At 71.6% G+C, this 18694-nt stretch carries 19 protein-coding genes and 1 tRNA gene; 7 read left to right on the forward strand and 13 right to left on the reverse strand.

Going from position 1 to position 18694, the window contains the following annotated elements; translation table 11 throughout:
- Positions 1–62 precede the first annotated feature (62 nt).
- Positions 63–1043, forward strand: coding sequence for an ArsA family ATPase (locus tag AB0F82_RS14425; protein ID WP_356810266.1), 981 nt, complete (start codon positions 63–65; stop codon positions 1041–1043).
- Positions 1040–2302, forward strand: coding sequence for an ArsA family ATPase (locus tag AB0F82_RS14430; RefSeq protein WP_362626984.1), 1263 nt, complete (start codon positions 1040–1042; stop codon positions 2300–2302). The genes AB0F82_RS14425 and AB0F82_RS14430 overlap by 4 nt, the downstream gene beginning before the upstream one ends.
- Before the next feature lie 30 nt (positions 2303–2332).
- Here the strand turns inward: AB0F82_RS14430 and AB0F82_RS14435 are convergent, their stop codons facing one another.
- Positions 2333–2683: a WhiB family transcriptional regulator gene (locus AB0F82_RS14435; protein ID WP_030648100.1), complete on the reverse strand. Its 351-nt coding sequence runs from the start codon at positions 2681–2683 to the stop codon at positions 2333–2335.
- Between the two features lie 385 nt (positions 2684–3068).
- Here AB0F82_RS14435 and AB0F82_RS14440 point away from each other — a divergent pair, with 385 nt between their 5' ends.
- Entirely contained in the window at positions 3069–5348 is a 2280-nt protein-coding gene (locus AB0F82_RS14440) for a transglycosylase domain-containing protein (protein ID WP_362626988.1), read from the forward strand.
- Between the two features lie 78 nt (positions 5349–5426).
- Here AB0F82_RS14440 and AB0F82_RS14445 read toward each other — a convergent pair whose 3' ends face one another.
- Positions 5427–5888 carry a GatB/YqeY domain-containing protein gene (locus AB0F82_RS14445; protein ID WP_030648096.1) on the reverse strand — a complete coding sequence of 154 codons (462 nt, stop codon included), beginning with the start codon at positions 5886–5888 and terminating at the stop codon, positions 5427–5429.
- Positions 5889–5955: 67 nt separating this feature from the next.
- On the opposite strand from AB0F82_RS14445, the gene AB0F82_RS14450 reads away from it, so the two are divergent.
- Complete coding sequence (locus AB0F82_RS14450) at positions 5956–6894, forward strand: metallophosphoesterase (protein ID WP_356811645.1); 939 nt, start codon at positions 5956–5958, stop codon at positions 6892–6894.
- Between the two features lie 100 nt (positions 6895–6994).
- A tRNA-Pro gene (locus AB0F82_RS14455) sits at positions 6995–7068 on the forward strand.
- 67 nt (positions 7069–7135) lie between these two features.
- Here the strand turns inward: AB0F82_RS14455 and AB0F82_RS14460 are convergent.
- The 5 genes from AB0F82_RS14460 to AB0F82_RS14480 form a co-directional block, all read right to left on the reverse strand.
- Complete coding sequence (locus AB0F82_RS14460) at positions 7136–7414, reverse strand: hypothetical protein (protein WP_356811644.1); 279 nt, start codon at positions 7412–7414, stop codon at positions 7136–7138.
- Positions 7415–7473: 59 nt separating this feature from the next.
- The gene (locus tag AB0F82_RS14465; protein WP_362626993.1) at positions 7474–7971 is read right to left on the reverse strand and encodes a DUF5956 family protein; all 498 of its coding nucleotides are present in this window, start codon (positions 7969–7971) and stop codon (positions 7474–7476) included.
- Positions 7972–8042: 71 nt separating this feature from the next.
- A complete protein-coding gene (locus AB0F82_RS14470) occupies positions 8043–8627 on the reverse strand; it encodes an HD domain-containing protein (RefSeq protein ID WP_362626996.1) in 585 nt (194 codons plus the stop codon).
- 6 nt (positions 8628–8633) lie between these two features.
- Positions 8634–9935: a cytosine deaminase gene (codA, locus tag AB0F82_RS14475; protein WP_362626998.1), complete on the reverse strand. Its 1302-nt coding sequence runs from the start codon at positions 9933–9935 to the stop codon at positions 8634–8636.
- 25 nt (positions 9936–9960) lie between these two features.
- Positions 9961–10128, reverse strand: a complete 168-nt coding sequence (locus AB0F82_RS14480) for a hypothetical protein (RefSeq protein WP_157854753.1) — start codon at positions 10126–10128, stop codon at positions 9961–9963.
- Positions 10129–10215: 87 nt separating this feature from the next.
- Between AB0F82_RS14480 and AB0F82_RS14485 the strand changes: the two genes are divergently transcribed.
- Positions 10216–12027, forward strand: coding sequence for a S9 family peptidase (locus AB0F82_RS14485; RefSeq protein ID WP_362627001.1), 1812 nt, complete (start codon positions 10216–10218; stop codon positions 12025–12027).
- A 37-nt stretch (positions 12028–12064) separates the two neighbouring features.
- Entirely contained in the window at positions 12065–12916 is an 852-nt protein-coding gene (locus AB0F82_RS14490) for an SURF1 family protein (protein WP_356811639.1), read from the forward strand.
- Here the strand turns inward: AB0F82_RS14490 and AB0F82_RS14495 are convergent.
- From AB0F82_RS14495 to recR, 6 genes are all read right to left on the reverse strand, one after another.
- The gene (locus tag AB0F82_RS14495; RefSeq protein ID WP_362627004.1) at positions 12883–13974 is read right to left on the reverse strand and encodes a hypothetical protein; all 1092 of its coding nucleotides are present in this window, start codon (positions 13972–13974) and stop codon (positions 12883–12885) included. The genes AB0F82_RS14490 and AB0F82_RS14495 overlap by 34 nt on opposite strands.
- Positions 13971–14777: a SigE family RNA polymerase sigma factor gene (locus AB0F82_RS14500; protein WP_436842089.1), complete on the reverse strand. Its 807-nt coding sequence runs from the start codon at positions 14775–14777 to the stop codon at positions 13971–13973. The genes AB0F82_RS14495 and AB0F82_RS14500 overlap by 4 nt, the downstream gene beginning before the upstream one ends.
- 169 nt (positions 14778–14946) lie before the next feature.
- Positions 14947–16023 carry an aspartate-semialdehyde dehydrogenase gene (locus tag AB0F82_RS14505; RefSeq protein ID WP_362627007.1) on the reverse strand — a complete coding sequence of 359 codons (1077 nt, stop codon included), beginning with the start codon at positions 16021–16023 and terminating at the stop codon, positions 14947–14949.
- Complete coding sequence (locus AB0F82_RS14510) at positions 16020–17294, reverse strand: aspartate kinase (protein WP_319722162.1); 1275 nt, start codon at positions 17292–17294, stop codon at positions 16020–16022. The genes AB0F82_RS14505 and AB0F82_RS14510 overlap by 4 nt, the downstream gene beginning before the upstream one ends.
- A 143-nt stretch (positions 17295–17437) precedes the next feature.
- Complete coding sequence (locus AB0F82_RS14515) at positions 17438–18085, reverse strand: DUF5063 domain-containing protein (protein WP_356811636.1); 648 nt, start codon at positions 18083–18085, stop codon at positions 17438–17440.
- Positions 18078–18677 (reverse strand): recombination mediator RecR, encoded by a 600-nt coding sequence (recR, locus tag AB0F82_RS14520; protein WP_352335362.1) that lies wholly within the window; start codon positions 18675–18677, stop codon positions 18078–18080. Before recR ends, AB0F82_RS14515 begins: the two co-directional genes overlap by 8 nt.
- Positions 18678–18694: the final 17 nt, after the last annotated feature.

Consider the following 18694-nt stretch of genomic DNA (forward strand, 5'->3'; position numbering starts at 1 on the left):
GTAGTGCCTGAGATGCGGGGCTCATGCGCGCCCCGGGAGACGAGTGGTTAGGCTCGGGCGATGTGAGCAGGCTCCAGGTGGTCAGCGGCAAGGGCGGCACCGGCAAGACCACGGTCGCCGCGGCACTCGCGCTTGCCCTCGCGCGCGAGGGCAGACGGACTCTTCTGGTGGAGGTCGAGGGCAGGCAGGGGCTCGCGCAGCTCTTCGGCGCCGAGGCGCTCCCCTACGAGGAGCGGAAGATCGCGGTGGCACCCGGCGGGGGCGAGGTCTTCGCGCTCGCCATCGACGCCGAACGGGCGCTGCTGGACTACCTCCAGATGTTCTACAAGCTCGGCTCGGCCGGACGCGCGCTCAAGAAGCTCGGCGCCATCGACTTCGCGACGACCATCGCCCCGGGGCTGCGCGACGTGCTGCTGACCGGCAAGGCGTGCGAGGCGGTGCGCCGCAAGGACAAGGCCGGCCGGTACGTCTACGACCACGTGATCATGGACGCGCCGCCGACCGGTCGGATCACCCGGTTCCTGAACGTCAACGACGAGGTGGCGGGCCTGGCCCGGTTCGGCCCGATCCACAACCAGGCGCAGGCCGTCATGAAGGTGCTCAAGTCCCCCGAGACGGCGGTGCACCTGGTCACCCTCCTGGAGGAGATGCCCGTCCAGGAGACCGCGGACGGCATCGAGGAACTGCGCGAGGCGGGGCTGCCCGTCGGCCGCGTCGTCGTCAACATGGTCCGCCCCCACCACCTCGACGAGGACACCCTGCGCACCGCGGCCGAGGACCACCGCGCCGGCGTCGCGAAGGCGCTGTCCCGGGCGGGCCTGGGCGGCGCGCGCCGCGGCGGACTGGCCGAGCGGCTGGTCGAGCCGCTGCTCGCGCAGGCCGCCGAGCACGCGGGCCGGGTGGAGCTGGAGCGCGCGCAGCGCGCCGTACTGGCGGGCCTGGACCTGCCGACGTACGAACTGCCCCTGTTGGGGGCGGGGATGGACCTGGCAGGGCTGTACGCGCTGGCCAAGGAACTCCGGAAGCAGTCGGTGGCCGAATGAGCGAGGGACGCGAGGGAGTGGACACGGTGGGCCTGGACACTCCGCCACGGCTGGCGGTCGACCGACTGCTGGACGACCGCGAGACCCGCATCATCGTGTGCTGCGGTGCGGGCGGCGTCGGCAAGACCACCACGGCCGCGGCGCTGGGCGTACGGGCGGCCGCGCGCGGGCGGAAGGCGGTCGTGCTGACCATCGACCCGGCGCGGCGGCTCGCGCAGTCGATGGGCATCGACTCGCTGGACAACACCCCGCGCAAGGTCGCGACCGCCGGCGGGGAAGGCGGCGAACTGCACGCCATGATGCTGGACATGAAGCGCACCTTCGACGAGATCGTCGAAGCGCACGCGGACTCCGAGCGCGCCCGGGCCATCCTCGCGAACCCCTTCTACCAGTCGCTGTCGGCCGGCTTCGCGGGCACGCAGGAGTACATGGCGATGGAGAAGCTCGGGCAGCTGCGGGCCCGGGACGACTGGGACCTGATCATCGTGGACACCCCGCCGAGCCGGTCGGCGCTGGACTTCCTGGACGCGCCGAAGCGCCTCGGGTCCTTCCTGGACGGGAAGTTCATCCGGGTGCTGATGGCTCCGGCGAAGGTCGGCGGCCGGGCCGGGATGAAGTTCCTGAATGTCGGCATGTCGATGATGACCGGCACCCTCAGCAAGCTGATGGGCGCTTCGCTGCTGAAGGACGTACAGACCTTCGTGGCGGCGATGGACACGATGTTCGGCGGCTTCCGCACGCGCGCCGACGCGACCTTCCAGCTGCTCCAGGCACCCGGTACGGCCTTCCTGGTGGTCGCCGCGCCCGAACCGGACGCCCTGCGCGAGGCGGCGTACTTCGTGGAGCGGCTGGCCGCTGAGCGCATGCCGCTGGCCGGTCTGGTGCTCAACCGGGTGCACGGCAGCGGCGCCGACCAGCTGTCCGCCGAACGGGCGTTGGCCGCCGCAGAGAATCTTGAAGAAGGCGGCATTGTCGATCAGGAGTCCGGGAAAGCTGGACTTCGTGACACGGCCGCCGAACCCCCCGGCGCCGATGACGACACCACGGCCGTCGACCGGATCACGGCAGGACTGCTGCGCCTGCACGCCGAACGGATGCAGGTGATCGCGCGTGAGCAGCGCACGCGTGATCGATTCACCTCGCTTCACCCCGAGGTGGCGGTGGCCGAAGTGGCCGCCCTGCCCGGCGATGTGCACGACCTCGCCGGGCTGCGGGCCATCGGAGAACGACTCGCGGCCGGGGTGCCGGCCGGAGCGTAGGCGTTCGTACGAGGGTGGCGGCCGCGTGGTCTACCCGGCTGCCGCGTACGTCTCGTACGGAACGTCGATCTCCGCGTCTGCATCCATGGTCAGGATGCCGGTGCTGCGCTCGTACTCCGTGCGGGCGGTTTCGAGCAGCCGTCGCCACGAGGTGACGGTGGGACGCCGGCGCAGCAGCGCACGTCGTTCCCGCTCGGTCATTCCGCCCCACACGCCGAACTCGACGCGATTGTCGAGCGCGTCGGCCAGGCACTCGGTCCGCACCGGACATCCGGTGCACACCGCCTTGGCCCTGTTCTGTGCCGCTCCTTGAACGAACAGTTCATCCGGATCGGTAGTGCGGCAGGCTGCCTGCGCACTCCAGTCGGTAACCCAGCCCATCCCGGCGCCGTCCTCTCCCGAATCGAGGCTCCCCCACGGCGGTAGCGGCATATTCACCGCTGCCAGTTGAGGACGTTACGGAAGGCGGGCACAGTGCAACACCCCCGACGGGCCCAATCTTGAATGGTCCGAACGGACTATGGGTAAGCGGCAGATCACCCGACGGAGTGATCCGGCGACATGCCCGACCATTCCGACGATTCGGGTGCAATCGGCGGATCCAGTTCACCGGGGCAGCGGGATTCGGACATCAGTCCACCCCATTCGGGAAGGGTGAAAATCAAGCCGAGGGGTTGATGTCGCACCGGACTGCTGTGACAGTTGGGGACAGCTTAGGCCAAGGCATTCGCGTGTGTCCGGCGAATCAGAACGTAGGCTGCCCTCCATGGGAAAGAAGCGCTCGGGCGGCGGGCTCACCGGGAGTCAGCAGGCCGCCAAGTTCCTCGGGGTGTCGGTTCTCTCCGGAGTCGTGCTGGCGGGCATGGCGATTCCGGCTGCAGGCGCCCTGGGACTGGCCGCCAAGGGCACGGTCGAGGGATTCGACGAGATCCCGGCCAATCTCAAGACTCCACCGCTGAGCCAGCGGACCACGATTCTGGACGCCGAGGGTGGCTTGATCGCCACCGTCTATTCGCGCGACCGGCAGGTGGTCCCGCTCACGTCGATCTCCCCGTACATGCAGAAGGCGATCGTCGCGATCGAGGATTCGCGTTTCTACGAGCACGGCGCGGTCGACCTCAAGGGCATCCTGCGCGCGGTCAACCGCAACGCGCAGGAGGGCGGCGCGGCGCAGGGCGCGTCCACGCTCACCCAGCAGTACGTCAAGAACGTGTTCGTCGAAGAGGCCGGCGACGACGAGACCAAGGTGCGCGAGGCCCAGGAGAAGAGCCTCGGCCGCAAGATCCGCGAGCTGAAGTACTCGATCCAGGTCGAGGAAGAGCTCGGAAAGAAGAAGATCCTCGAGAACTACCTCAACATCACCTACTTCGGCCAGCAGGCCTACGGCATCGAGTCCGCGGCCCAGCGCTACTTCAGCAAGCCGGCCAAGGACCTCACCCTGGACGAGTCCGCGCTGCTGGCGGGCGTCGTGCAGTCGCCGAGCCGCTACGACCCGGTGAACGACAACCAGGAGGCGACCAAGCGCCGCAACGTCGTCCTCCAGCGGATGGCCGACACCAAGGACGTCTCCCAGGCGGAGGCCGACGCCGCGAAGGCCAAGCCGGTCACCCTGAAGGTCACCAAGCCCAAGAACGGCTGCATCACGGCGGTCAAGGGCTCGGGCTTCTTCTGCGACTACGTGCGCAACTCCTTCCTGACCGACCCGGTCTTCGGCAAGACGCGCGAGGAGCGGGCGAAGCTCTGGAACAAGGGCGGCCTGACCGTACGCACGACCCTGGACCCGCAGTCGCAGGACGCCGCCAACGAGTCGATCAAGGACCACGTCTACCAGGAGGACTCCATCGCGACGGCTGTGACCATGGTCCAGCCGGGCACCGGACGGGTGCTGGCGATGGGTCAGTCCAAGCCGTACGGCTTCGGCAAGAACGAGACGCAGATCAACTACTCCGTGGACAAGCGGATGGGCGGCTCGAACTTCGGCTTCCAGGTCGGCTCGACCTTCAAGCCGTTCATCGCCGCCGCCGCCCTGGAACGGGGCATGCCGCCGACGAAGGTCTACGGGGCCCCGAACAAGATGGACTACCCGAGCCCGATCTCCCGCTGCGACGGCTCGCAGTACGTCAACACCCAGAAGGAATCCGCGGAGAACGAGACCGAGGACGAGGTCGGCCCGTACGCGCTGCGTACGGCGATGGAGAAGTCGATCAACACCTACTTCGTCGAGATGATCTCCGAGATCGGCCTGTGCCCGGTGTCGGAGATGGCGCAGAAGCTCGGCGTGGTCCCGGCGAGCGGCGCGAAGCTGGCCGACGGCCCCGCCATCGCGCTCGGCTCGGAGGAGATGTCCCCGCTGACCATGGCCAACGCCTACGCGGCCTTCGCCAACCGGGGCGTCTACTGCACTCCGGTAGCCATCGAGTCGATCACCGACGCCCACGGCAAGGCGCTCGCGGTGCCCAAGAGCAAGTGCGAGCGGGCGATGTCGCAGAACACCGCCGACACCATCAACACCCTGCTGAGCGGTGTGGTCGACTCCGGTACCGGTGAGCGCGCCGGCCTGACCGACCGCGACAGCGCGGGCAAGACCGGTACGACGGACTCCCGCTACAACGCCTGGTTCGTGGGATACACCCCGAACGTCTCCGGCGCGGTGTGGGTCGGCTCGGGCGGCGCGAAGAAGATCACGATGGAGAACATCGTGATCGGCGGCAAGCCCTTCGAGAAGGTCTTCGGCGGCGGCCTGCCCGGCCCGATCTGGAAGGACGCGATCACGGGGGCCCTGGCCGGCCGCGAGGCCCTGCGCTTCGCCACGGTCCACATCGCCGAACCGAGCGTCCCCTCCGGCGGCTCCCGCGGCAACAAGCCGTCCACCAACCCGAGCCGCCCGGGCAAGCCCGGCGGTGACGGCAAGCCCGGCGGGCGGCCCGGCGGTCAGACCGCGGGCCAGACCGGCGGCCCGGGCGGCGGCGCCGGCGAACCGGACAACCCCTTCCCCGGAATCACGATCGACCCGGGCACCGTGATCGGCGGCCGCGACGCCCAGTAGCGGGTCCCGCGCGGCGACAGCATGAGGGAGGGCCCCCGCCGGATCCGGCGGGGGCCCTCCCTCATGGCTGTCCGCGTCCTACGAGAGCGCCTTCTTCACGGCGGCGGCGACACGCCCGCCCTCCGCGAGCCCGGCGACCTTCGGGGTCACGATCTTCATGACGGCGCCCATGGCACGCGGCCCCTCGGCACCCGCCGACCGGGCCTCCTCGACGGCCTCCGCCACGATCCCGGCGAGCTCCTCGTCGGAGAGCTGCTTGGGCAGGTAGGTGTCCAGGAACTCGCCCTCGGCGGTCTCGCGCGCGGCCTGCTCGGGACGACCGCCCTGGGCGAAGGCGTCCGCGGCCTCGCGGCGCTTCTTCGCCTCCTTGGCGATCACCTTGAGGACTTCCTCGTCGGAGAGCACACGGGCCTCCTTGCCCGCGACCTCCTCCTTGGTGATGGCGGCGAGGGTCAGGCGGAGCGTGGACGAGTGCAGCTCGTCGCGCGCCCGGATGGCGGTCGTGAGGTCTTCCTGGAGCTTGGCCTTGAGCGTGGTCATGCAGGTGAGTGTGCCAGGTGCGGGGACGATGGCGCCCACCTGTTTTCGGGTCTGCGACGATGGGTCCATGCGTGCGCGTTACGGAGTACCCCTGAAAGCGGCTGCCGGAATCGCTGCGGTGGGGGCCGCGGGTGTGGCCTATGCCGCCGGTTTCGAGGCGCGGTCCTTCCGACTGCGCCGGATCACGGTGCCGGTGCTTCCCCGGGGGATGCGCCCGCTGCGCGTACTCCAGGTCTCCGACATCCACATGGTCGGCGGACAGCGCAAGAAGCGCGCCTGGCTGCAGTCGCTGGCCGGCCTGCGCCCCGACTTCGTCGTGAACACCGGCGACAACCTCTCCGACACCGAGGGCGTCCCCGAGGTCCTCGACGCGCTGGGCCCGTTGATGTCCTTCCCCGGCGTGTACGTCTTCGGGTCGAACGACTACTACGGGCCGCGGCTGCGCAACCCCGGGCGCTACCTCGTCGAGAAGGTCCAGGGCCGGCACGGCCTGAACGGCAACAAGCCGGTCGTCGGGGCCGTGCACAACCCGTGGGAGGAGATGCGGGACGCCTTCGACGCGGCCGGCTGGCTGAACCTCACCAACACCCGGGCCCGGATGAAGCTCGAAGGCCTGGAGCTGGCCTTCACCGGGCTCGACGACCCGCACATCAAGCGGGACCGCTACGAGAGCGTCGCCGGCGGCCCGGAGCCGGACGCGGACTTCTCGCTGGCCGTGGTGCACGCCCCGTACCTGCGCGTCCTGGAGTCCTTCACCGCCGACCGGTACCCGCTGATCCTCGCGGGCCACACCCACGGCGGGCAGCTGTGCATCCCCTTCTACGGGGCGCTGGTCACCAACTGCGACCTCGACACCGATCGGGTGAAGGGGCTGTCCACGCACGAGGCGGCGGGCCATCGCTCCTACCTGCACGTCTCGGCGGGCTGCGGCACCAACCGCTTCACCCCGGTCCGCTTCGCGTGCCCACCGGAGGCGACGCTCCTGACGCTGACCCCGAAGGAGTAGCGCCCCCGCGCCCACTGCACGAAAACCGGATTTCGTCTCCGGCGGGAGGTCCGCTAAAGTAATCGATGTCGCCAGGACAGCAACACTTCAGGGCGACGATCGGGGTGTAGCGCAGCTTGGCAGCGCGCTTCGTTCGGGACGAAGAGGTCGTGGGTTCAAATCCCGCCACCCCGACAGAGTAAGACCAGGTCAAGGGCCTGATCCGAGAAATCGGATCAGGCCCTTCCTGCGTTTCGGGGCGTCAGTAGGGGCGGGGCGACATGATGTGCGGCTCGACGGCCGGGGCCTCGAAGACGCAGCGGGGGATGCCCGGGCCCGGGGTGGCGCGGACGGAGACCTTCGTCGGGGGGTCCGTCGGCAGCTCGACGCGGACGGTCACGGGGTGGTCGTGGTGCGTCGTCGCGTGGCCCGTCTCCTTGCCGTCGACCAGGACCTCGACGACCGCGGTGCGGCCGGTCTGGACCGTGGCGCTGACCGAGTGCCCCGCGTGATCGATGTGGAAGTGATGCCGCCGCCTCATGAGACCGCCTCCCGCCGCTGCCCCCGCCGTCCAGGGTAGTCAGGGGGGCGCCGGTGCGCCTATGTGGTGGCGTCGAGGGCGGCCAGTTCCGTCCGGGCCAGGGCCGGCACGTCCGGGGAGGGGTCCGCCGCGGCCAGGGCGGCGTCGAGGTGGCCGAGGACCGCTGCGACGGTGGTGAAGGGGCCGACGGGGCGGAGCAGCCAGATGCGGCCCCTGGGCCGTGGCGGGAGGCCGAGGGCGGCGAGCGCCTCGTCGGCCTCCCGGTCGAGGTCGCGCAGGTCCGGCTCGGGCAGCGGGGCGCACTCCACACGGGTGATGTGGCCGTGCCCGTCGAGTTCGGTGTCCACCGCCCAGTGGGTGGAGCGGTCGGGGATCCAGGTGCGGGCCGCCGGCGGCCAGACGTACGGGAGGAAGACCCAGCGCAGGTCCTCGGGGGCCGGTTCCCAGCCCAGCACCTCCAGCTCCCGCATCTCGGGCAGCCGGTCCGGGTCCAGTTCGCTGCGGCCGGTACGGCGCTGTGCGAGCGGGTGCGGTGTTCCGTCCTCGTCCCACGACATGCGGGCACGCTATCCGAAGCGGTGACGGATCCACGTGACCCTGCGCCGACGTCGCAGCCGCCGCAGCCCCGTCACGCGTCCAGGGGGTTGGCCGCGATACGGGCGGCCGCGCCGCCCGCGACGTAGGCGGCGGCCGCACAGTCGGGCTTGCGCCGGGCCTGGTCCTCGACGAGGGCGGTGAAGACCGGGCCGAAGCCGGCCCGCGGGTGGGCGTCGAGAAGGCGGGCCCTGAACGACGGGTCGAACCCGGCCACGCGCAGACCGGAGACGTCCGCGCTCGTGCCCACTTGCAGGAGGTGGCTCTCCACGTCCTCGTCCGCGCCCACGTCGTCCCGCATGTGCAGGACGATGATCTCCTCGGCGCGGGCCCTGCGGTCCGCCGGCCAGCCGAGGCCCGCCGTCAGGACGCGCGCCACATGGCCGCCCGCCTCCTCGAAGGGCAGGGTGTGGCTGTCGAACGGCGCGGTCAGGCCCAGGTCGTGCAGGAGGGCCGCGACGTAGAAGAGCTCCTCGTCGTAATCCAGGCCGTGGTCGGCGGCGTAGCGCGCCCCGAAGGCGTAGGAGCGCACGGAGTGGTTCAGGAGCGCCGTGTCCGCGTACTCCGACGCGATCTCCAGGGCGGCTCGGGCTGATTGGGTGTCAAGCGTCCACGTCATGGCACGTCAGCGTAGGCGGCGGCTGAAGTCGACGTCCGACGGGGGCTCCCCCGGCCAGGACAGCCGGGTCGGGGCGGGCGGGGTCTCGGCGAGGACGGAGCCGCGCGAGACCACGTACCGGGGGCGCACCTGGCGGCGGAGCGCCTCCTCGGGCGAGGGGGCGGGCAGCAGCACGAAGGAGGCGGGGGCGCCCTCGGTGATGCCGTACTCGTCCGCGCCGAGGCCGAGGACGCGCGCCGCACGGTCCGTCACCATCGAGAAGGCCACCGGGATGTCGTCGGCGCCGGTGAGCTGGGCGGCGTACAGGCCGACGAGGGCCGTCTGGAGCGGATTGGCGGTGCCGAGGGCGTTCCACGGGTCCATCACGTCGTCGTGCCCGAACGCCACGTTGACCCCGGCCGCCAGCATCTCCCGGACCTGGGTGAGGCCGCGCCGCTTGGGGTAGGCGTCGAAGCGGCCCTGGAGGTTGAGGTTGGCGAAGGGGTTGGCGACCAGGTTGATTCCCGAACGGGACAGCAGCCGCTGGAGTTTGAAGCTGTAGGCGCCGTTGTAGGAGCCCATGGCCGTGGTGTGGGAGGCGGTGGCGCGCTCGCGCAGGCCCGAGCGCAGGGCGAGGGTGGCCAGTACCTCCACGAAACGGGACTGCTCGTCGTCGATCTCGTCGCAGTGGGCGTCCACGCGCAGCCCGTGGTCCTCGGCCACGGCGAACGCGGTGTGCAGCGAGGCGACGCCGTCCTCGCGTGTGTCCTCGAAGTGCGGGATCGCGCCGACGACGTCCGCCCCGCGCGCGACGGCCTCGCGGAGCAGGGCCTCGCCGTCGGGGAAGGAGACGATGCCCTCCTGGGGGAAGGCGACGATCTGCAGGGTCATCACGTCCCGTACCCGGTCGCGGACCTCCAGCAGCGCGTCGAGCGCGGTGAGGGACGGGTCGGTGACGTCGCAGTGCGTACGGACGTGCAGCACGCCGTTGGCCGCCTGCCAGCGCAGCACCTCGGTGGCCCGCGCGACGACGTCCTCACGGGTGAGGGTGCGCTTGCGCTCGCTCCAGCAGGCGATGCCCTCCCACAGGGTGCCCGAGGCGTTGGGCCGCGGCTCGCCGGCGGTCAGCGCCGTGTCGAGGTGGATGTGCGGTTCGACGAAGGGTGCGGTGAGCAGGCCGCCGTGCGCCTCGACGAGGAGGCCGGTGGCCGGCGGTTCCTTCTGGTCGTCGTGGGGGAGCACCCGCGCGATGAGGCCGTCCTCGCCGACCTCGACGTCGGACAGGCCTGGTGTGTGGAGCAGCCGGGCGCCCCGGACGATCATCCGCATGGCGCCAGCGTACGGACGAGGGCGCTCAGCCGCGCTTGGCCTGGGCCTTCTGCTGCATGCCGCGCGTCTTCGCAGCCGTGGAGTGCGCGTCCCTGAACGCTGCCTTCGCACGGGCCTCCGCTGCCGTGTTCTTCGCCAGCGCCCGTTCGGAGTCCTGGTGCATGTGGTGGCCGGTGCGGGCCTTCTTGGCCATGATCGTTCCTCCTTGGAGTACGGGTTCCACTGTGCGCCCGTTCGGAGCAGTCGGCATCCCGGACGGCTCAGCGGCAACAATGGGCGCATGACCAGCGACAGCGAGATCACCCCCGAGATGCCCGACTGGGAGAAGCGGTTCCGGGCGCCGCGCGTCGGGCTCCCCGACTGGGCCGAGGACGCCCCGGACCGTTCGATCTTCGTCTCCAACGCGACCGGCACGTTCGAGATCTATGCCTGGGACCGCGCCACCGGCCTCCAGCGGCAGGCCACCGACCGCCCCAACGGCACCACCGACGGCGCCCTCTCCCCCGACGGCGAGTGGATCTGGTGGTTCTCCGACACCGACGGCGACGAGTTCGGCACCTGGGTGCGCCAGCCCTTCGCGGGCGGCCCGGACGAGCCGGCCACCCCCGGCCTGGAGCCCTCGTACCCGGCGGGGCTGGCCATCGGCCGTGACGGCACCACGGTCGTCGGGCGCTCCACGGACGAGGACGGCTCGACCATCCACGTGGTCCGCCCGGACGGGTCCGCGCCCACGGTGATCTACCGGCACCGGGAGTCCGCCGGCGTCGGCGACCTGTCGCGCGACGGGACCCTCGTGGCCGTCGAGCACACCGAGCACGGCGACGCGATGCACTCGGCCCTGCGCGTCCTCACCCTCGACGGGGCCACCGTCGCCGAGCTGGACGACTCCCGGGGCGGGACGCGGGAGCTCGGCCTGGAGGTGCTCGGATTCGCCCCCGTCGCCGGCGACACGCGGCTGCTCGTCGGCCACCAGCGGCGCGGCCGCTGGGAGCCGCTGGTGTGGGACGTGGCGACCGGCACCGAGCAGGATCTCGCGATCGACCTGCCGGGCGACGTCAGCGCCGAGTGGTACCCGGACGGCTCCGCACTGCTGATCGCGCACAGCTTCGAGGCGCGCAGCGAGCTGTGGCGCTACGACCTGGCCGCGGCGGAGCTCGTACGGGTGGACACGCCGCCGGGGTCGGTGACGGACGCCGCCGCGCGGCCCGACGGGACGGTGGAGTACCTGTGGTCCTCGGCCGCCGAGCCCTCGGCGGTACGGTCCTCCGCGGGCGGCGTCGTCCTGGACCCGCCGGGTTTCCGGCCGCCGGGCTCCGTGCCGGTGGAGGACGCCTGGGTGGAGGGTCCGGGCGGGCGGATCCACGCGCTCGTGCAGCGTCCGGCGGGCCACGGCGACGGTCCCTTCCCGACCGTCTTCGAGATCCACGGCGGGCCGACCTGGCACGACAGCGACGCCTTCGCCGCCGCCCCGGCGGCCTGGCTGGACCACGGCTTCGCGGTGGTCCGGGTCAACTACCGGGGCTCGACGGGCTACGGCCGCGCGTGGACGGACGCCCTCAAGCACCGGGTCGGGCTGATCGAGCTGGAAGACATCGAGGCGGTCCGCGCGTGGGCGGTCGCGTCCGGCCTCGCCGACCCGGCGCGCCTGGTCCTGTCGGGCGGCTCCTGGGGCGGGTACCTGACACTGCTGGGCCTCGGCACGCAGCCCGGGGCGTGGGCCGTGGGCCTGGCCGCCGTACCGGTCGCGGACTACGTGACGGCCTACCACGACGAGATGGAGGCGCTGAAGGCCCTGGACCGCACGCTCTTCGGCGGCACCCCGGAAGAGGTCCCGGACCGGTTCGAGGCGTCCTCGCCGCTGACGTACGTGGACCGGGTGACGGCGCCCGTGTACATCGCGGCCGGCGTCAACGATCCGCGCTGCCCGATCCGGCAGATCGACAACTACGTGGACCGGCTCGCGGCGCGCGGGGCGGTGCACGAGGTGTACCGGTACGACGCGGGGCACGGTTCGCTGGTCGTGGAGGAGCGGATCAAGCAGGTCCGGATGGAGCTGGAGTTCGCGCTGAAGCACCTGCCCGCCCGACCCTGAGGACCGGTGGCCGGTGCAGCCCCCGTACCGTGGTGGGGTGCACCGGTTTCTCCTGACCCCGCGTTGGTGGGGGATCAACGTCTTCGTCGCGCTCGCGGTCCCCTTCTGCCTGTTCATGGGGTCCTGGCAGCTCGGCCGGTTCGAGGCCCGCGTCGACAGCCACCGGGAAGCGACCGCCGAGCGGCCCGTCGACCGGGCGGCCGCCCCTCTGGACTCGCTGCTCCCGGTCGACACGCAGACCTCCGGACGGCTCGCTTCCGCGTCCGGTGAGTACGGCGAGCAGATGCTGGTGCCCGAGCGGCGGCTCGACGGCGCGTCCGGTTTCTACGTCCTGACCCTGCTGAAGACCGACTCCGGCAAGGCCGTCCCCGTGGTCCGGGGCTGGCTGCCGGGCGTGGCGGACCCCGCGAAGGCGCCGGCCGCGCCGACGGGCCGGGTCGAGGTGACCGGCGCCCTCCAGGCCTCGGAGAACGCGGGCACGAAGGGGGTCCACGCCCAGGGCGGTCTGCCCGCCGGGCAGCTCGGTGTGATCGCGGCGGCCACCCTGGTCAACCTCGTCCCGCACGACCTGTACGACGCCTGGCTGACCGTGCAGACCCCGGTGGACGGGATGACTCCGGTGCCCGCGCAGGCTCCGACCAACACCGGGCTCGACCTGAAGGCCTTCCAGAACCTCGGCTACACCGGCGAGTGGTTCGTCTTCGTCGCCTTCGTGCTCTTCATGTGGTTCCGGCTCTACCGCCGCGAGGTGGAGACGCTCCGCGACGCGGAGGCGGGCCTGCTCGACCCGTCCGCGCCGGCCGCGGCCGGCGCCACGACCGCGACCGCGGCCACGACCGCGACCGCCTCGGAGGATCAGTCGTCCACCGGAATCGCACCCGTCCGGTAGACCGTGCCGCCGCAGGCGTCGGGGATCGACGTCCGCGTCGTCGGTGCGCCGCTCGTCGGCGGGGTGTGGGACACCTCGACGACGCTCGGAGCCTGGGGCGTGCCCGTCTGGGGCTCCGACGCCGCCCCGCTGCCCGGATCGCCCGAGGTCCCGGCCGAGCCGGTCTGCGGCGGCTTGCCGGACCCGTCCGAGCCGCTCGCCGTACAGGGCTCGCCCGGCGGCACCCACGCGAAGCGGACCTCGTAGGACTTGTTCGGCGGGAGCACCACCACCGACGCCTCCGCCGACGGGGCGGGCAGCAGCCCGCTGCCCGGGTCGCCCGCCGTGTGGCCGACCACGGCGACCCCGGAGCCCGGGCCGAGCGTCGCGACGGGCGTGGAGGCCGCGGTAACGGTGTCCCGGCCGGTGACCGCGCAGCCCTGGGGCGAGACGTTGGTGATCCGGAAGCCGCCGGCCACCCGGCCGTCTCCCTCCGGATTGCGCACGAAGCCGACGACGCCCAGCTGCTCGGCACCGCAACCGGGCACGCCCGGCGCGGCCCCCGGCGGCAGCGGGCCCGTGCCCGTCCCCGAGCCGGCCACGGAACCGGCCGGCCCGCCCGAGGTGCCGGTGCCGGCCGGGCCGGACGTCAAGCCGCCCGCCGGGGCGCCGCCCTGCGAGGAGTCCGGCTGCCCGGTGGCGCCGCCCGCGTCCGGGGTTCCGCCGGGGGAGCCGCCGGCCTTGGGGTAGGACCCGTATCCGTTCTGGTGCGGGTCGGACGCGCCGCCCTTCTTGTCGCCGGAGTGCGCCTCGTGACCGGCCATGGCCTGGCGGTCCGTGGACGTGCCCCCGTCACCGCTCAGGTGCAGGGCGGCCGGGATCGCGGTCCCCGCGAGCAGCGCGGCCGCTGCCGCGCCCACGACGGCCCGGCGCCTGCGGGCCCGGCGTGCGGGGACGGCGTACCGCAGCCGCTCCAGCGCGTCCTCGGAGGGCTGGAGGCCCTCGACGGCGCCGCGCAGGAGGATCCGCAGCTCCTCTTCGCCGCCGGCGCCGTCCGGCGCCGTGTGGTCGTCCATCATGACTGCGCAGCCTCCATCGCCACCCGCAGCGCGGCAATGCCCCGCGATCCGTATGCCTTGACCGAGCCGAGCGATATCCCGAGGGTCTCTGCGACCTGGGACTCCGTCATGTCCGCGAAATAGCGCAGCACCAGCACCTCGCGCTGGCGGCGCTGCAGCCCCCGCATCGCCTTGATCAGGTCGTCCCGTTCCAGCTGGTCGTAGGCGCCCTCCTCGGCGCTCGCCATGTCCGGCATGGGCTTCGACAGCAGCTTGAGGCCGAGGATGCGCCGGCGCAGGGCGGAACGCGAGAGGTTCACGACGGTCTGGCGCAGGTACGCCAGGGTCTTCTCGCGGTCGCGGACCCGGTTGCGGGCCGAGTGCACCCGGATGAACGCCTCCTGCACCACGTCCTCGCAGGAGGCGGTGTCGTCGAGGAGCAGCGCGGCGAGGCCGAGGAGGGAGCGGTAGTGCGCCTGGTACGTCGCCGTGAGGTGGTCGACGGTGGTGCCGGCCACCACCTCGCTCACGACCGCTTCGGCCACGACCGCTTCGGCCACGACCGCTTCGGCCACGACCGCTTCGGCCACGGCCTCGGCCGTCCCGTCCTTGCCGCTCCCGTCCGCCTCAGCGCTGTCGCGCTGTGCGGGCACGAGTCCGCCCGGGAGGGATGCGGCGGGCCGGGCGGGGGCCTCGGGGGTCCCCGTCGGCGGGACGGGAACGATCACGGGGAGACCGCCGCCGGGGGTGCGGAAATCCCGGCGCGGCGGGAGGATCCCCGTGCGTGCCGGTAGGACGGCCAGTTCGAGCAGTGCCTCTGCCACGCCTGTAGGACACGCGTCCCCCCGTCAGGGTTGTACGCGCGTGGAAGCCTCACCGGAGAAATCCGTATTGCGCTCATGCGTACCCGCTCTTCCCGATTGCCCCGTCCAGCGAAACGGCAGTCGGGCCATCACCTTGATCAAGGGATCGGCACCGATCCTACAAAGCGAATTACGCAAATTCACCTGCGATCAGTTCCGCGATCTGCGTGGCGTTCAGCGCCGCCCCCTGGCGGAGATTGTCGGCGCACACGAAGAACTCCAGGGCGTAGGGGTCGTCGAGCGAGGCCCTCACCCGCCCCACCCAGGCAGGATCCGTCCCGGCGGCGTCCACGGGAGTGGGAAACTCGCCCGCCGCGGGGTCGTCCACGAGCACCACGCCGGGCGCGGCTTCGAGGATCTCGCGGGCACGGGCGGCCTTCACCTCGTTCTGGAAACCCGCCCGCACCGTCAGCGAGTCCCCGGTCAGCACCGGCACCCGGACGCAGGTCACCGACACCGGGAGCGCCTCCAGCTGGAGGATCCGGCGGGTCTGCGCCCGTACGGCCAGCTCGTGCGAGGACCAGCCGTCCTCGTTCAGCTCGCCGCACCACGGCACGACGTTGAGGGCCAGGGGGGCCGCGAAGGGGCCCGTGTCCTCGCCCACGGCACGGCGCACGTCGCCGGGCTGCTCGCCCAGGGGGGTCCCGGCGACCAGCGACAGCTGGCGGCGCAGCGCCTCGGAGCCGGCCCGGCCTGCGGCGCTCGCCGCCTGGTACGTGGAGACGGCCAGCTCGGTCAGGCCGTACTCGGCGTGCAGCGCGCCCAGGGAGGCGATCATCGCGGCGGTGACGGTGTCCGGGGCGGCGACGATCCCGCGCGGCCGGATCCGTGCCGCGTGGGCGTTGATCTCGGGCACCACGAGGGGCACCGCGGGATCGTCCCGGAAGGCGGCGGACTGGTCGACGACGACCGCGCCGCGCGCGGTGACGACGGGGGCCCAGCGGGCCGAGACTTCGGCCGGGGTCAGGAAGACCGCGACGTCGCCCGCCCCGAGGCCGTCGAAGGCGTCCTCGGTGAGGGCGAGCACCTCGCACCGCTGTCCGCGGACGGTCAGCAGGCGGCCGGCCGAGCGCACGGAGGCGATCAGGCGTATGTCGCCCCAGACGTCCGCCCGCTGGGACAGCATCCGGAGCAGGACCGAACCGACTGCTCCGGTCGCCCCGACGACGGCGAGTGCCGGAGCCGGGGTCGACCGGGGTGCCGTCATCGTCCGGTGCCTCCGTAGACGACGGCCTCGTCGCTGTCGGAGTCGAGGCCGAAGGCCGTGTGCACGGCGCGGACGGCCTCGTTGACGTCGTCCTGGCGGGTCACGACCGAGATGCGGATCTCCGAGGTGGAGATCAGCTCGATGTTGACGCCCGCGTCGGACAGCGCCTGGAAGAACGAGGCGGTGACGCCCGGGTTCGTCTTCATGCCGGCGCCGACCAGGGAGATCTTGCCGATCTGGTCGTCGTAGCGCAGGGAGTCGAAACCGATCGCGCCCTTCGCCTTCTCCAGGGCGTCGATGGCCTTGTGGCCCTCGGTCTTGGGGAGCGTGAAGGAGATGTCGGTGAGGCCCGTCGAGGCCGCGGAGACGTTCTGCACGATCATGTCGATGTTGATCTCGGCGTCCGCGATGGCGCGGAAGATCGCCGCGGCCTCACCCGGCTTGTCCGGGACGCCGACGACCGTGATCTTGGCTTCGGAGACGTCGTGGGCGACTCCGGAGATGATGGCGTGCTCCACCTGCTCGTCCCCTTGCGGATTCTCGTTGCTGACCCAGGTGCCCGGCAGTCCTGAGAAGGACGAGCGGACATGGATCGGGATGTTGTATCGGCGTGCGTACTCGACACAGCGGTGCAGCAGCACCTTGGAACCGGAGGCGGCGAGCTCCAGCATGTCCTCGGAGGAGATCCAGTCGATCTTCTTCGCCTTCTTCACGACGCGGGGGTCCGCGGTGAAGACGCCGTCGACGTCGGTGTAGATCTCGCAGACCTCGGCGTCCAGCGCCGCGGCGAGCGCCACGGCGGTGGTGTCCGAACCGCCGCGGCCCAGGGTGGTGATGTCCTTGGAGTCCGCGGACACGCCCTGGAAACCGGCGACGATGGCGATGTTGCCCTCGTCCAGCGCGGTGCGGATACGGCCCGGCGTGACATCGATGATGCGCGCTTTGTTGTGGACCGAGTCGGTGATGACGCCTGCCTGGCTACCGGTGAACGACTGGGCCTCGTGGCCCAGGTTTTTGATCGCCATGGCCAGCAGGGCCATGGAGATCCGCTCTCCGGCGGTCAGCAGCATGTCGAATTCGCGCCCGGCAGGCATCGGTGAAACCTGCTCGGCGAGATCGATCAGCTCGTCCGTCGTGTCGCCCATCGCGGACACCACGACGACCACTTGGTGGCCGTTCTTCTTGGCGTCCACGATCCGCTTGGCGACGCGCTTGATGCCCTCGGCATCGGCTACGGAGGAGCCTCCGTACTTCTGCACGACAAGGCCCACGTGCGCTCCTCGCTCAGTCCGTCTCATTGCTGGTGCAGTCTAACGAGCGCCCGGGATCCGACCGCCTCGTACCGCATCATGAGACGAAAAGATCAAAATCCCGGTTCCCGTGCCGCAGGCATCGGCGCCGGCGGGCCAGCGGGTCATGCACGGCCCAGGCCGCCGAGCTCCTCCGCCATCACCTGTCCGGCCTGCTCCGCCAGGTCGTCCTCGGTGATGTCCTCGTCCGTGTCCAGGCCGTCCAGGGCGGCCAGCGGCTGGTCCAGCCGCACGTGCGCGATCAGCGACTGGAGGGCGCGCAGGGTCGCCGAGGCCGTTGGGCCCCAGTTGGTGAAGTAGGAGAACTGCCACCACCACAGCGCCTCGGTGATCCGGCCGGCCTGGTGGTGGATGAGGCCGTGCCGCAGGTCGGCGACGACGTCCGCCAGGTCGTCGGAGATCCGGTGCGCGACCGGGGCCTTGCGCGGCTCGTAGGGGTCGAAGACCTCCGAGTACACGTCGACCGGCTCCAGCATGTACGCGAACCGTTCGCGCAGCTCGTCGACGTCCGGCTCCGGGCCCAGGTCGGGCTCGTAGCGCTCGTCGGGCAGCACGTCCTGGTACGCGCCCAGCCGGCCGCCCGCGAGCAGCAGCTGCGACACCTCCAGGAGGAGGAAGGGCACCGCGCTGTCCGGGTCCTCACCCTTGGCCACCTCGGTGACCGCGACGATGAACGACTCGATCTGGTCGGCGATCGAGGCGGCGAAGTCGTCCGGGTCCTGGCCGAGTGCGTGCAGCGTTGCGTCAGACATCGAGAAGTCGCCTTCCTTCAAAGGCCCGCCCCAGCGTGACCTCGTCCGCGTACTCCAGGTCTCCCCCGACGGGGAGCCCGCTGGCCAGGCGGGTGACCTTCAGGCCCATGGGCTTGATCATGCGGGCGAGGTAGGTGGCGGTCGCCTCGCCCTCCAGGTTCGGGTCGGTGGCCAGGATCAGCTCGGTCACCTCGCCGTCCGCCAGGCGCGCCAGCAGCTCGCGGATGCGCAGGTCGTCCGGACCGACGCCCTCGATCGGGCTGATCGCGCCGCCGAGGACGTGGTACTTCCCGCGGAACTCGCGGGTCCGCTCGATCGCGACCACGTCCTTCGGCTCCTCGACGACACAGATGACCGTCGGGTCCCGGCGCGGGTCGCGGCAGATGCCGCACCGCTCCTCCTGGGCCACGTTCCCGCACACGGCGCAGAAGCGGACCTTGTCCTTGACCTCCAGCAGCGCGTGCGCGAGGCGGCGGACGTCGGTGGGCTCGGCCTGCAGGATGTGGAAGGCGATCCGCTGCGCGCTCTTGGGCCCGACGCCGGGCAGCCTGCCCAGTTCGTCGATCAGGTCCTGGACCACGCCTTCGTACAACGGACTGCCTTCTTTCG

Origin of the sequence: Streptomyces virginiae (assembly GCF_040638905.1) — a bacterium.
Classification (GTDB): domain Bacteria; phylum Actinomycetota; class Actinomycetes; order Streptomycetales; family Streptomycetaceae; genus Streptomyces; species Streptomyces virginiae_B.